This window comes from Roseivirga sp., from assembly GCF_049099775.1.
Taxonomy (GTDB): Bacteria; Bacteroidota; Bacteroidia; order Cytophagales; family Cyclobacteriaceae; genus Roseivirga.
Genome location: NZ_JAGDZM010000007.1, coordinates 503717 through 517530 on the forward strand (window position 1 = coordinate 503717; position 13814 = coordinate 517530).

Genomic DNA, 13814 nt, shown 5'->3' on the forward strand with positions numbered 1-13814 from the left:
AAACGTTTGTAAAACTGGTTTAATAGCTCTCTTTTTCGTTCGGGAAGTCTCTGGACTTCACGTCTTTAATATAGTTTCCAACTGCCTCTGTAATAATGCCACCCACATCTGCATATTGTCGTAAAAATCTTGGTTTAAATTCTTTAGTGATTCCAAGCATATCGTGCATTACCAGCACCTGTCCATCGGTATGTGGACCAGCGCCAATACCGATTGTTGGAATATTAATTTCTTCGGAAACTCTCTTGGCCAAATCAGCTGGAATTTTCTCCAACACAATGGCATAGCATCCACATTCTTCTAAGAGCTTAGCATCGGCAATAAGCTTATCAGCTTCTTCTTGCTCTTTGGCGCGTACTGCGTATGTGCCGAATTTATAAATTGATTGAGGCGTAAGGCCTAAATGGCCCATAACAGGTACGCCTGCACTCAAAACTCTTATTACTGATTCTTTAATTTCTGCCCCACCTTCCATTTTGACTGAGTGTGCGCCAGATTCTTTCATAATTCTAATCGCCGACCTTAAGGCCTCTGAAGAATTACCTTGATAAGAACCGAATGGAATATCAACTACCACAAATGCTCTTGATACTGCTCTAATGACAGCACTAGCATGGTAGATCATTTCATCTAAGGTAATGGGTAGTGTGGTTTCATGGCCAGCCATAACGTTAGAGGCAGAATCTCCTACTAGAATTATATCTACGCCTGCTCCATCAATTAACTGTGCCATGGAATAGTCATAGGCCGTAAGCATGGAGATTTTTTCTCCACGATCTTTCATGGTTTGCAGCTGGTGTGTGGTGACTTTCTTAATGTCAGACTTGTGAATGGACATGTCTTAAAAAATTTGGTGCGTAAATATACATATTTGATAACACCTTGAAAGGGACAAAAAAAGGGAATGAATAATCTTCATTCCCTTTTTTAAATATATAGCTATCGTTTACTTTTCGTTGTAAACGTGAATATCTCTTTGAGGATAAGGGATAGAGATACCTGCTTTGTCCATTTCTTTTTTGATGTTTTCAATCATATCGAAATGTACATTCCAGTATTCAGACGTATCAACCCATGCTCTGATGGTAATGTCAACACTGCTGTCTCCTAAGTTTCCTACTCTTACAAAAGGAGCTGGATCTTTATGAAATCTATCGTCGGCAGCGATTAATCCTTGTATGATTTCTTTTGCTTTCTCAAAATCATCATCGTATCCAATGCCACAAACGAAATCCCATCTTCTGGTTGATTCTTGTGTAATGTTAGTAATAGTAGCTCCTGCAACTGCACCATTAGCCATATAGATGACACGGTTATCTGGTGTTTTTAAGGTTGTAGTAACAATTGAAATGGCCTGTACCGACCCTGTTTCACCGTTAACGTTTATCACATCACCATTTTTAAATGGTTTCAATACTAAAATGAGAATACCACCAGCAAAGTTGGCTAAACTGCCTTGTAAGGCGAAGCCTACGGCAAGGCCAAGGGCGCCAAGAATGGCGACAAATCCACTTGCGTCGGCACCTAGTTGCTGAACTACTGCAATCAGGAGAACTACAGTAAGCATTCCTTTTGCTACACCTTTGAGCGTAGGTAATAAGGTGGCTTCAACTCCTCTTTTGGTTAAAATATTTCCTAGTATTGATACGACTCTTTTAATAATCCAGAGTCCTATTACGAGCATTAAAATGGCAATGACGATGTCGACTCCTTTTTCGAGGATTACCTCGCTGTACTTGTCCCAAAGGGCTTCTATTGTTTCCATAATTAGTAAGTTTAAAGTTGGTTCTAAAATTTAGTACAAATAGGCCGAATACTCACTATCTAATTGCACGTCGATGTGTTCTTGAATGGTAGTGCCTAACTCAAAACCTTTATAATCTACGGCAATAGGAAACCTTTTGTGACTTCTATTCACCAGGACAGCAGTTTGTATTTTGGCAACATTCATTTTCAGAAATGGATCCAATGCATAAATCATTGTTCCACCTGAATTCAGCACATCATCGACAACTATTAATGTGAAGTCGGTCTGAAGTGGTTTCGCAGAAAAACTAACTTGAGGTTGGCTTTTGGCCGATTTGTCAATATCAATCCGGATGAGGGAGACGCGAATATCAGAAATTTTTTCAATTTCTTCTTTCAAAGAGATGGATATTTTCTCTCCATTGTTGTCAATTCCAGCCAAGTAGAGCTCTTGAGCATCATGGTTTTGCTCATAAATTTCATAAGCCATTCTCCGTATAATTTGTAAAATCTGAGAATGTTCAAGAATTCTTTTTTTCCCTTGCATTGACTACTCTGGTATAGGCATTACTTTACTATCCTTGAAAGTAGAAAGTATAACCATGGACTGTAAATTATCAACTACAGCAATGTCACTCACTTTTTCAAGCATCAATTTTTGATAAGAAGAAATATCTTGCGCTATCACCTTAAGCACAAAATCTCCAGAGCCTGTCACATGATGACACTCAATGACTTCGTCTATTCTATTGATAGCATCCATGAAAATTTCGATGTTCTGCTTATTGTGACCTTTAAGTGTAGCATAAACAAAAGTGCTTACACCCATGCCAATTTTATCTGTATCGAGTTTTGCGTGATAACTCTTAATGATTCCAGAGTTTTCTAATTTTTTTACTCGCTCTAAAGTAGGTGCCGGAGATAACCCGATTTCTTTCGACAGCTGAGCATTAGTGATTTTGGCGTTAGACTGAAGGATGTCCAAAATCTTCCGATCGATTTTATCTAATTTTAAATTCAAGACCTATATTGTTTAGATACAAAATATAATTCTGTACAAATGTAGTAATATCGAAGAAAGTTCTAAGCCTAGGGGGTGTTTAATGGGAGATTATTACTTTTTCTTTCGAATGAGCTTCTTTAAGGCACGTGCCTTTTTGTTTAAATCTTCCCTTCTTCGTGTATTATCTCGAATAATTGATATCCTTTCCAAGGCTTTGTCATAAGCTGCTGACTTTGTTTCTTCTTCAGCTAAATAGAACTGGGAAAAAAGATAATAACCCGATTTTTCATCGTCAATCTCTTCCGTAAAGGCTATCACTTTCTCGAAAAATGGTTTTGCAATATCGAAATCGCCTTGCTTTTTACTGATGTGACCTAAAAAGAAACTCGCGTATCTACCGCTTACTTCTTCATAGCCTAATTGACCTTCGTCTATCCGTTTTAAAATTTCAGTAGATACATCGGCTGCACTTTGGTATTGCCCCACTGTATAGAGCATTCGCGCATAGAATCTATGGAAATAGGGGTTGTTAGGAAATTGGGTATGAATTTGTTTAGAAAGTCTCAGTGCATCGTAAGTTTCATTGAGTTCGAAGGCTTTTATTCGCATCAAAAAAAAGATCGCTTCAATTCTCGTATAAAAAGCATTTTGGGAAACTTCTTGTAACTGTTTTACGCCAAGGCTTTTGTCGCCTTTAGGAAAGAAAAATAATACGGGCCTTAAAGAGGGATAATTCTCACGAATCCAAATGGAGTAGTAATTGAAAAGTGCATCTCCAAATAGGATCTCCGGGCTGAAGCTTTCATTACCCTTCGTCATTTTTAGTGCTTTCAAGGCTTTTTTTCCTGCTCCAGCTGCTTTTAGCCAACTCTTTCTTTCTGAATGATACCTTCCTTTAAATCCGTAAGAACCTGAAAGGAAAAAGGCGGCTTCCACATTGTCCTCATCCTCGTCAAGTAAAACTTTGGCTTTTACAATAGCACTATCCATATAGGCTAAAAACTCTTCGCCGAGTGGTGTTTCTGCATTCAGGTTTGGCATCATTTGCCACCACGTGCTAATGCCATAAAGGAAATAGGGAAGTGGGTGTTCCGGGTATCTATACTTTAGCCAATTGAATTTCACTTCGGCATCCTTGAAGTCAAAATTGTACATGGCGTCCACTGCTTCAGTTATTTCAATTTGAAGTGGCATATTCAATAGCAGGTATTCGCTACTATTGCTAGCACTTTGACTAAAGGCACTCTTTAAGCAGATTGTAAGAATTACTGATATGTAGACGAAGGTCTTTTTCATTTGAGCCTTAAAGTTGAGCAAAATTAAGTGCGTTCGTTTCAACAACGCTATGCATTGACACTTTTTTATTACGCGCTTCGTCCTATAATCGTACTTTTATCCAAAATAGTTTTCGATGCCGAGAGAATTTAGTTCGCTGGAGCTACGTATGAGAGAGTGGGTAAGCTTTGATAAGAGGCTATTCTTCATTGTGCTATGCGTCATAGCGTTTTTACTGCTTTACGTCCAACAAGCTTTTATTATAGGTGAAATTGCTGCGTTCCAATTTCTAGAAGGGCCAGAAGCGCTCATCTTTCAGATTATTTCTGGGTTTAAGTTTTTAGCCATTCCAATTGTCTATGGAATAAAATTTACGGTCGTTGGATTTATCCTTTGGGTAGGGTGCTTTTTATGGGGCTATCGAGTCGAGTACGATAAGTGTTGGCAAATTGCAATGATCGCCGAAGTCGTTTTCTTCTTACCGACCATACTCAAGATATTTTGGTTTATGTTTATTAGCACTGATCCAAACTATTTCGAGTATCAGGCATTCTATCCTTTCTCACTGATGAATTTCTATGATTATGCCGAAGTGTCGAAAGGTAAGATTTACCCCAATCAATTGGTCAACATGTTTGAATTTGCCTATTGGGTTGTACTGATTTATGGTGTTGATTTCGCGGCTAGGAAAAAGAAGTCGGTAGCCATTGCCATAGTCTTGACCACTTACATTCCGCTATTCTTATTTTGGATTTGGTTTAATATTGGGATCTCAGAATAGCCTTTTCAGTCTTATTTAATCGACAATCTGTAAATTTTTGTCACATCTTCGTTGACATTATCGCCACCTGCTGTCATTGCAATTAAGTCTCCGTTTTCATCTTCAACTATTCGAGAAACGCCTCGCATAGCCTTATTAAAGTCAACTGAGGTTTGAACAAACGATCGAGTGTTTAAATCAAAAACATCCATTACATCAGATTCGCTCTGTCCATCTAATCCATGTCCGAATAAGTAGCCTCTCGAGTCAATAAAGGTGTTTTTTAAAATGGTGCCGCCAATTCCTAGTTCTGTAAATTTTATCCACCGATTGTCTACAAACTCATAAAAACCTGTGCCAGTGCCGAGTATGAATTGATCTCCAAAAGTCTCAACGACATACCCTTCAATGTTGAAACTTTCAGGAAAGTCATCTTCGAAAGTGATTTTTTCCTGATTAGCCTTAGAAACTAAGAAGCAAACTTCTTCCGTAATGGTGAACGCATAAAATGACGAATTTTCGGCAAAGTCTCTTAAAGGGATAAAACCAGAGCCAGTATAATCACTTTCGTAAATTGTTTCAAAATCTCCGGGGTCGCTGGGGTTGAAGCGAATTGCTCTTCCAGAGCGAGTGCTGACTAACTTATCTTCAGATCTGTAATAGGGCAAGCCATGAAATAGCTGATCTTGTATGAAAATTGTGCCTCTTGCAAATTGAAAAGTACCACTCCGTTCTTCTAAACTGTTAAAACTGTTGTCATATATAGTGTACTTATCACTATTTACAATTGCATATTTTCTAGTCGTTAGGTCATAATCAAAGCCATAAATTCTCTCAGTTCCGAACATGTCCGTAAGGTCCTCAACCTCAATATTGAACGATGGCTCACCTTCACTATTCGAACAGGAAATCAGAAGAATTAAGACTGAATTAAAGGCTATAATTTTGAAAAGAGGCAGTTTCATAAATTAAAATTAGATATTATGCTTATAAAAAGTGCCTACTTTTGATCGGTGGTTGATTTCTATTAGAAAAAATTAACGTTTTGCCAGCCATATTTTTACTATTTTCACGCCTCAAACTTGGAATAAATGACTGATTTTAAGAAGATAAATGATCTTACAGGCTGGGCGGTTTTTCTAGTTTCATTGGTGGTATACATTTTCACCATTGAAGAAACGGCTAGTTTTTGGGATAGTGGGGAGTTCATTGCCATAGCTTACAAGCTTGAAGTATCACACCCGCCAGGGGCACCGCTTTTCATGCTTATTGGTCGTTTATTCTCGTTTTTGTCATTTGGCGATGTTACCCAAGTAGCTTATTGGATTAACATGTCTAGTGCTGTTGCCTCGGCATTTACGATTCTTTTCTTGTATTGGTCTATCGTAATGCTTGGTAGAAAGCTGATCGATGCTAAAGAAGGTGAAGCAAACAATTTTCAAAAACTTTTACTCCTGGGCGCGGGTGCCGTGGGTGCTTTAGCCTTCACATTTACCGATTCGTTTTGGTTTTCAGCTGTTGAAGGTGAAGTTTATGCTCTTTCGTCATTTTTTACGGCGGTAGTCTTCTGGGCAATTCTTAAATGGGAATTAGTTGGTGATGAGAGTAGAGCAAATAAGTGGCTCGTTTTTATCGCTTATATGCTCGGTTTATCTACTGGTATTCACCTTTTAGGCCTGGTTACCTTACCAGCCTTAGGCTTGATTTATTACTTCAAAAAGTATCAAAATCCGACTTGGAAAGGAGGCATTCTTGCCGTAATAGCAAGTCTTGTTCTAATTGTTGTTATCAATAGTTTTATCATTCCTGGATTACCAACACTAGCAGGAGCATTCGAAATAACCTTCGTTAACACCTTCGGTTTACCATTTGGGTCTGGAGCACTCTTCTTAACGATATTGGTGATTGCTGCGATTATACTAGGTCTTAGATATACGGCCAAAAAGGACTTTGTGAATGCCAATACATTGATTTTGTCGATGGCATTTATTCTAATTGGTTATGCCTGTTATGCCGTGATTTTAATTAGATCACGAGCTGATCCGCCAATTGATCAGAACAACCCAGAAGACGTGATGACCTTTATTTCTTACCTGAAAAGGGAGCAATATGGAAGTCGTCCACTTTTGAAAGGCCAATATTTTAATGCCCCACAAGCAGGTACTCGAAGAGGTGCACCCGTTTACTATAAAGCTGACGGTAGCTATAAGATTAAGGATTATAAAACCATCGTTGATTGGGACCCTGAGTATACTACTTTCTTACCAAGAATGTGGAGTTCGAACCCGGGTCATCCCCAAACTTACATGGCCAAGACGGGTCTGAGACCGGGTGAAAAACCAAGTTTCATCCAGAACCTGAGTTTTATGTTTAACCATCAGATTGGACATATGTACTTGAGGTATTTCATGTTCAATTTTGCGGGTAGAGAAAGTGATATTCAAGATGCTGATTGGATTGGCCCGTTTGAATCTAACGAAGGAGTACCTAAAACAATTCTGGAAAACAAGGGAAGGAATCAATATTTCATGATTCCATTAATTCTAGGCTTAATTGGATTCTTTTTCCAATTCAATAAAGATCCGAAACGCTTTGCTGCTACTTTGATGTTCTTTATTCTGACAGGTTTAGCGTTGGTAATTTACCTTAATTCACCTCCAATTGAACCTCGTGAACGAGACTATATTTATGTAGGATCTTATTATGTGTTTGCGTTTTGGATTGGCTTCTCAGTAATAGCGATTGGTAATTCATTATTGAGAAAGAAAGCTGCAAAGTCCATGGTCATTGCCTCAATAGCAATTGGCATGTTGGCACCAGTCATCTTGGCTAAAGAGAATTGGGATGATCATGATCGATCTGGTAGATACCTTTCAATAGACTCCGCCAGAAACTTTTTAGCCTCTTGTGCACCAAATGCGATCTTATTTACCGGTGGTGATAATGACACTTTCCCGCTTTGGTATTTACAAGAAGTGGAGGGTTACAGAACCGATGTTCGTGTAGTGGTGATGAGCTACTACGAAACGGATTGGTATATAGATCAGACGGCTACAAAAATGAATGATTCGGAAGCTTTTCCTTATTCATTAACTATCGATAACTATAGAGAAGGAACAAACGATCTACTTTTCATTAATGAAATGGCTCAGTTTGCGGGTCAAATTGCTGACTTGGACGACTATTTAGATATTGTAAAACGTGATGTCGATGGCTTCAAATTAACGATGCAGTCAGGCGATAAATTAATGTCTGTGCCTACTGAAGTATTGAAATTAGATATTGATACCACGGCTGTTCTTCAGGATGGAATTATTCCAGATAAACTGAAGGAATATGTAACACCTACTATGTTCTTTGCTTTTAAGAAGGATCAGAATGGAGAGTTACAGAGTAGGGTACTAACCAAAGGGCAAATGATGTTGCTGGACCTGATTGTTCATAACAATTGGGAAAGGCCGATCTACTTTAATTATACATCAGTTACATCACTGAACTTTAACCTTGATCCTTATTTGGTACAAGAAGGTATGGCGTATCGATTATTGCCAATCATGAATCCTAATGGTGGAGGTCGCGACATGATTAATACTGATTTAATGTATAAGAACATTACTGAGGAAATGCAATTCCGAGGTTTAGATAATCCGAAAGCTAACTTGAATGAAGACTATAGAGGATTTATTCAAAACCATAGGTCGATGTTCACTGCTTTAGCAGATGGATTTATTTCAGAAGGTGATACGGCAAAAGCGAAGGAAATTCTAGATATGGGTATGGAGAAAATGCCTGTTGAAGCTTCTCCATTTGACTTGTCTTCGCTTGGCTTTGTACAAGGCTATTTCGACATTGGAGAAACAGACATAGCTACTGAAATGGCTTTGGATATGAGTGAGCAGTTTAATTCTGAGCTCTCTTATTTACAAGACAAATTAAGGTATGGCAAGAGAGATTGGCGAAGTAAAACTCAGGCACTTAGGTATATTGAGACTTTGCTAAGAGCGAACGGCAAAACAGAAGAAGCTGAAAAAGTTAGGGCAATGCTCGAAGCTCAAAACGTAAGGTTTGAAATTAATTACAGAGACTTTTAGCAAAAAAGTAAAGGAGTTTACAAGGCCCGTTCCAAAGAATGGGCCTTTTTATTTTTCTAACACTAGAAAAAGATCAAGCGCTTTGTCAGCGTCCTCTTCTAGAATATAATCTTCGTGAACAATCTCAGCTACTAGCCCTGTATTGGAAGTGTTAAGCTTGTTTCTATTCATCCTGTTTAAGATGTCATATGGGATTCTTAGGAGTGGCGCAGGAAGGTTGTATTGTAAATTGAAAATGTCGAATCGAGTAATGCGCTCTACAGATTTTTTATTCTGTTCATAGTAAGTCATTACTTTCTTATTCCCGCCTACACCCTTCATTATTACGTTATCGAAATATTTTTTGGCTAGATCGGTCAATTCTTGGGCAGTATATTCTCGTACATGCCAAGGGTTTCTAGTGAGGGTTTTCTTAATGTTTGGCGTAGTTAAGATGGCTTTACCACCTGGTTTTAGCACCCTATGGATTTCAGAAAGGAAATCTCCATCAGCTTTAACATGCTCAATAACCTGAAAACTAACGATTGTATCGAAAGAATTGTCGTCTATTCCATCAAAAGGAGGGAAAACCGCTTGACGAAAATCTAAACCAGCATGCTTGGCTTTAAGCGCTTCGATTACACTACTAATTTTGTCCAAGGCTACATATTCGCCAGCCAGTGGGGCAAGTAATTCTACACCTCGACCTTCACCACAACCCAATTCTAATAAAGACCCTTTTATGTAAGGTTTAGCTAAATAATATGCCTGCAACAAGCGCTGGTGGATAGGGTTATCTGATGGTATAGAGTCCGATGCGATCTCTGTAGTATAAGTAGCCATACTTAGAATTTGGCCAAAATTAAGCTTTTTGAGCTAGAATCGATGAATTTGAGTAATTTTGTTAAGCACAGGCAAATTCTGTCTACCTTTGATTAGTGTCTAGCCATATGAAACGTTTATTTATCTTCAGTTGCTTGCTGGTTTTTGCTTATACCCTCTCTGCACAGAGTAGAATGAGTTCGGTTGAGATGAGCTACTTATACAATGAAGATCATGAGTTTCTTGTTCAGCATAAAGTTGCTACTGATGGTACAAAAGTGAAGCTTTTCTTGAAGTTTATTCTGAATAGTGGAAATGTGAAATTCTCAGATTATCGCTTGAGTTACGACGTTAGGGCTAGTTATATAGATGAAAAAGAAGTTAACTCCGCAGTTCCTTTAGATTCATCTAGTATCATAGATGTTGATTTTAGACAATACGTTTATGCTTTCGAATTTGATAATTCGATGGAAGACCAACTGGTCGTGGTAGATATTTTTAACACAGTCCGAAACAAACATTTTAATCTAGATATTCCATTAAAGATTAAAGATTGGAATCCCGCTTCATTTTTGGTTTATGAAGCTGAAAAAGACATTCCTTACTTCGCGAAATATATCACTAAAGATTACCCTGTTAGAATTGTAAACCCTTTCAATCAAAACTCCACTTATGAAGTCAATGGAGTCTCTAATAACCTACCAGTAGCACTACCGCCATTCGATGAATCTGTCAAAGACTCGATTCCTCAAGTTCCATTGGATACTGCCTACGGAGTAAATAACGCAGAGAGGTTTCAATTATATACCGAAGGAATTTATAAGGTACGATCACGTGACTACCCCAATCAACAATTGACACTTTTGGTATCTGATGAATATCATCCATACTATGGAAGTTATAGTGATTTGGTTAGCCCCCTTATCTATGTTAGTACCAATGATGAGTATAGAGCAATGAAAGATAGTGAAGATGGTAGAAGCTCATTTGAAAGCTTTGTGAACAATACCATTTCTTCCAACGAAAGAGTAGCTAAGGACTTTATAAAGTATTATTACCGCCGAATAAGAAAGTCTGCTCGCTTGTTTTCTGAAGACCGCGAAGGCTGGAAAACGGATAGAGGAATGGTTTTTCAAGTTTTTGGAAATCCACTACAGGTATTTAGAAATGAAAGTACCGAGCTATGGGTTTTTCCATCATCAACCGGGGGTAGATTAAGATTCATCTTCGATATAATCGCAGAAGATGGGTTGATAAAATATAAATTGATAAGAGGTAATCGCTACCGAGAAAATTGGATGCTTGCTGTTACGCAGTGGAGATCTGGCCGAATAATCGAATAAATGCATTCAAGTACAAAATCAGACTTTATTTATGGTACAAGAGCCATAATTGAGGCCATTGAATCTGGGAAAGAATTAGATAAATTGTTTATCCAGAAAGATGCGAAGAACGAACTCACAGGTGAATTATTGAGTCTTTGCCGAGAGCTGTCTATACCAGCGCAACGTGTTCCCATTGAAAAACTCAATAGAATAACAAGAAAGAACCATCAGGGAGCAATAGCCTATGTCTCTTCTGTTTCTTTTGCTTCTGTGGATAATATTATTTCGGAGTCTTATCAAAAAGGGGAGAGTCCTTTTTTTATAATCCTGGATAGAATTACGGACGTTAGAAATTTTGGAGCCATTGCGAGAACGGCAGAATGTGCTGGAGTCAATGGTATAATTGTTCCAAGTAGAGGAAGTGCACAGATTGGTTCCGATGCCATGAAAACTTCGGCTGGTGCGCTGAATTATATACCTGTTTGTAGAGCGAATAACCTTAAAGAGACGATCAAGAGCCTGAAAGAAAATGGCATTCAAGTGATCGCCTGCTCCGAAAAAGCAGACCAAACGATCTATGAAATGGATTTTACTGATCCGGTAGCTATCTTAATGGGTTCTGAAGAAGACGGTATTTCGCCAGAGTACCTAAAGTTATGCGATGGACATGCGAAATTGCCCATTCAAGGTAGAATTGAATCACTTAATGTTTCTGTTGCTACTGGCGTAATTAGTTACGAAGTAATAAGGCAAAGGACTAAGTAAATTCTTCGCCCTTCGTTTTGGCATCATTAAGGAATTCCCTGAACTTCTTCTCAGCATCTTTCTTACAAATAAGAATCACATTATCCGATTTAGTCACCAAATATCCGTCTAAATCTTGAGCAACAATGAGCGTGTCGTCCGGTCCTTTGACGTAGCAGTTCTTTGAGTTGTAAAGAATAGCATTGGCGTCTACCACGTTTTCGTTTTCGTCTTTATCGCGGATTTCATGTAGCGAATCCCAGCTTCCTAAGTCCGACCAATCAAATTTACCTTTAACCATGTATACATCAGAAGCTTTCTCCATAATACCATAGTCAATAGAAATGCTTTTGCATTGCGCATAAGCTTCGTCTATAAAAGCCTGCTCTTTGTCCGTGTAGTATAGTTCTGCACCTTCCTCGAATATCACGGCTATATCTTCAAGGTGTTTTTGGAATGCTTTTGTTATTGTATCAATCGACCAAATAAATATCCCTGCATTCCATACAAAGTCACCGCTATCATAAAACTTCTTAGCTAGTTCTAATTCTGGTTTCTCGGTAAAGGTTTTGACTTTTTTGACCTTTTTTAAAGGGCTAGAGTGGTATTGAATATATCCATAACCTGTTTCAGGACGTGTTGGCACTATGCCTAAAGTAATAAGCTTCTCAGAACCTTTGGCAGACTTGATGGCTGTTTTCAAGTTGTCTTCGAAGATGTTTTCTTTAAAAACAACATGATCAGAAGGTGCAACAATCATAACCCCGTTCGGGTCTCTTTGCTTTATCTTAAAAGCAGGGTATGCTACTGCAGCAGATGTATTTCTACCAATTGGTTCTAAAAGAATTTGGTCATCCGTTAACTCCGGAAGCTGCCTTTTGACAATATCATAGTAACGCTTATTGGTAACTATGTAAATGTTTTCAGCAGGGGCAAGATTAAGAAATCTATCAAAGGTCATTTGGAGTAATGAGCGCCCTGTACCAAGAACGTCAAGAAATTGTTTGGGCTCAGTTGCTCGGCTGTATGGCCAAAACCTACTTCCAATTCCCCCTGCCATTATTACTACATAATTCTGTGCCATTCTATACTATTCCTTCGTTTATTAAATCACTTATATGGAGAAAGCCAATAACTTTTTTTCCCTCCGTCACTATCAATTGATTGATATCGTATTCGCGCATTTCATTTAATGCACGGATTGCATATTCACCTTTTTCAATCGTCTTAGGGTTAGACGTCATTACTTCACCAATGGTTAGGTTTGAAAAGTCATCATGCTTCTCCAACATCCTTCTTAAGTCACCATCAGTGAAAATCCCTACTAGTTCTTTTTCGTCATTAACAATAGCGGCAGCGCCCAATCTCTTTTTTGAAATAACAAGAATACTTGCTTTGACTAGCTCATCTTGAGAAATGACAGGAAGTTCGTTTTTCGGATAAATGTCATCCACTTTCAAATATAACTGCTTGCCGAGCGCTCCCCCTGGATGATATTTTGCAAAGTCTTGAGCACTAAAGCCTCTAGCTTCTAATAGACAGATGGCAAGTGCATCTCCCATAGCCATTTGTACAGTAGTACTAGTTGTAGGCGCTAAATTATTCGGATCAGCTTCTTTACTAACAATGGCTTTAATAACAAAATCGGCATGTTTAGCTACATAACAATCTATGCTGCTAACCATACCAATTACTTTGGCACCTAGCCTTTTAATTAAAGGTATTAGGACTTTAATTTCCTCAGTATTACCGCTTTTAGAAATACAAAGCACGTAATCATCCGCTTGAATCATTCCTAAATCGCCATGGATGGCGTCGGCTGCATGCATAAAGATCGAAGGAGTGCCGGTTGAATTTAGAGTGGCTACAATTTTGTTCGCCACAATAGCGCTTTTGCCAATTCCGGTAATGATTAATCTTCCCTTCATGCCAAATATGTTAGTGACAACATCTTCAAAATCACCGTCTATAAAGTCGGCAACTTTTTTGACAGCCTCTGCTTCTTGCAGAAGGGTGTTTTTGGCTATTGTTTGGATATTTTTCTGTAACTTCAATTTAGTCACGCATTC

Annotated in this window: 13 protein-coding genes; 4 read left to right on the plus strand and 9 right to left on the minus strand. The window is 38.4% G+C overall.

Annotated elements, in window-relative coordinates:
* Positions 1-19 precede the first annotated feature (19 nt).
* From panB to JXQ92_RS13355, 5 genes are all read right to left on the minus strand, one after another.
* The gene (gene panB, locus JXQ92_RS13335; RefSeq protein WP_421987118.1) at positions 20-838 is read right to left on the minus strand and encodes a 3-methyl-2-oxobutanoate hydroxymethyltransferase; all 819 of its coding nucleotides are present in this window, start codon (positions 836-838) and stop codon (positions 20-22) included.
* Positions 839-946: 108 nt separating this feature from the next.
* Positions 947-1765, minus strand: a complete 819-nt coding sequence (locus JXQ92_RS13340; protein WP_421987119.1) for a mechanosensitive ion channel family protein — start codon at positions 1763-1765, stop codon at positions 947-949.
* A 30-nt stretch (positions 1766-1795) separates the two neighbouring features.
* Positions 1796-2293 (minus strand): phosphoribosyltransferase family protein, encoded by a 498-nt coding sequence (locus tag JXQ92_RS13345; RefSeq protein ID WP_421987120.1) that lies wholly within the window; start codon positions 2291-2293, stop codon positions 1796-1798.
* A 3-nt stretch (positions 2294-2296) separates the two neighbouring features.
* Positions 2297-2767, minus strand: coding sequence for an Lrp/AsnC family transcriptional regulator (locus tag JXQ92_RS13350; RefSeq protein ID WP_421987121.1), 471 nt, complete (start codon positions 2765-2767; stop codon positions 2297-2299).
* Positions 2768-2860: 93 nt separating this feature from the next.
* On the minus strand, positions 2861-4045 hold the full coding sequence (locus tag JXQ92_RS13355) for a tetratricopeptide repeat protein (RefSeq protein WP_421987122.1): 1185 nt from the start codon (positions 4043-4045) through the stop codon (positions 2861-2863).
* A gap of 115 nt (positions 4046-4160) precedes the next feature.
* Between JXQ92_RS13355 and JXQ92_RS13360 the strand changes: the two genes are divergently transcribed.
* A complete protein-coding gene (locus JXQ92_RS13360; RefSeq protein ID WP_421987123.1) occupies positions 4161-4805 on the plus strand; it encodes a hypothetical protein in 645 nt (214 codons plus the stop codon).
* 11 nt (positions 4806-4816) lie between these two features.
* Here the strand turns inward: JXQ92_RS13360 and JXQ92_RS13365 are convergent, their stop codons facing one another.
* Positions 4817-5749, minus strand: a complete 933-nt coding sequence (locus tag JXQ92_RS13365; RefSeq protein WP_421987124.1) for a hypothetical protein — start codon at positions 5747-5749, stop codon at positions 4817-4819.
* Between the two features lie 126 nt (positions 5750-5875).
* On the opposite strand from JXQ92_RS13365, the gene JXQ92_RS13370 reads away from it, so the two are divergent.
* Positions 5876-8875 (plus strand): DUF2723 domain-containing protein, encoded by a 3000-nt coding sequence (locus JXQ92_RS13370; protein WP_421987125.1) that lies wholly within the window; start codon positions 5876-5878, stop codon positions 8873-8875.
* 48 nt (positions 8876-8923) lie between these two features.
* Here JXQ92_RS13370 and JXQ92_RS13375 read toward each other — a convergent pair whose 3' ends face one another.
* Positions 8924-9697, minus strand: coding sequence for a class I SAM-dependent methyltransferase (locus tag JXQ92_RS13375; protein ID WP_421987126.1), 774 nt, complete (start codon positions 9695-9697; stop codon positions 8924-8926).
* Between the two features lie 107 nt (positions 9698-9804).
* Here JXQ92_RS13375 and JXQ92_RS13380 point away from each other — a divergent pair, with 107 nt between their 5' ends.
* Together JXQ92_RS13380 and rlmB are read left to right on the plus strand one after the other, a co-directional pair.
* Positions 9805-11019, plus strand: a complete 1215-nt coding sequence (locus JXQ92_RS13380; protein WP_421987127.1) for a GWxTD domain-containing protein — start codon at positions 9805-9807, stop codon at positions 11017-11019.
* Complete coding sequence (gene rlmB, locus JXQ92_RS13385; RefSeq protein WP_421987128.1) at positions 11020-11766, plus strand: 23S rRNA (guanosine(2251)-2'-O)-methyltransferase RlmB; 747 nt, start codon at positions 11020-11022, stop codon at positions 11764-11766.
* Here rlmB and JXQ92_RS13390 read toward each other — a convergent pair.
* Positions 11759-12829, minus strand: a complete 1071-nt coding sequence (locus JXQ92_RS13390; RefSeq protein ID WP_421987129.1) for a mannose-1-phosphate guanylyltransferase — start codon at positions 12827-12829, stop codon at positions 11759-11761. The two genes, rlmB and JXQ92_RS13390, sit on opposite strands and share 8 nt — an antisense overlap.
* 1 nt (position 12830) lies before the next feature.
* Positions 12831-13799, minus strand: a complete 969-nt coding sequence (locus JXQ92_RS13395) for a KpsF/GutQ family sugar-phosphate isomerase (RefSeq protein WP_421987130.1) — start codon at positions 13797-13799, stop codon at positions 12831-12833.
* Between the last annotated feature and the right edge of the window lie 15 nt (positions 13800-13814).

Excerpts from the sequence above, each read along its gene's own strand:
- JXQ92_RS13390 (WP_421987129.1), bottom strand. The coding sequence starts at position 12,829 with ATGGCACAGAATTATGTAGTAATAATGGCAGGGGGAATTGGAAGTAGG.
- JXQ92_RS13360 (WP_421987123.1), top strand. The coding sequence starts at position 4,161 with ATGCCGAGAGAATTTAGTTCGCTGGAGCTACGTATGAGAGAGTGGGTA.
- JXQ92_RS13370 (WP_421987125.1), top strand. The coding sequence starts at position 5,876 with ATGACTGATTTTAAGAAGATAAATGATCTTACAGGCTGGGCGGTTTTT.
- JXQ92_RS13375 (WP_421987126.1), bottom strand. The coding sequence starts at position 9,697 with ATGGCTACTTATACTACAGAGATCGCATCGGACTCTATACCATCAGAT.
- panB (WP_421987118.1), bottom strand. The coding sequence starts at position 838 with ATGTCCATTCACAAGTCTGACATTAAGAAAGTCACCACACACCAGCTG.
- JXQ92_RS13355 (WP_421987122.1), bottom strand. The coding sequence starts at position 4,045 with ATGAAAAAGACCTTCGTCTACATATCAGTAATTCTTACAATCTGCTTA.
- JXQ92_RS13365 (WP_421987124.1), bottom strand. The coding sequence starts at position 5,749 with ATGAAACTGCCTCTTTTCAAAATTATAGCCTTTAATTCAGTCTTAATT.
- rlmB (WP_421987128.1), top strand. The coding sequence starts at position 11,020 with ATGCATTCAAGTACAAAATCAGACTTTATTTATGGTACAAGAGCCATA.
- JXQ92_RS13345 (WP_421987120.1), bottom strand. The coding sequence starts at position 2,293 with ATGCAAGGGAAAAAAAGAATTCTTGAACATTCTCAGATTTTACAAATT.
- JXQ92_RS13340 (WP_421987119.1), bottom strand. The coding sequence starts at position 1,765 with ATGGAAACAATAGAAGCCCTTTGGGACAAGTACAGCGAGGTAATCCTC.
- JXQ92_RS13380 (WP_421987127.1), top strand. The coding sequence starts at position 9,805 with ATGAAACGTTTATTTATCTTCAGTTGCTTGCTGGTTTTTGCTTATACC.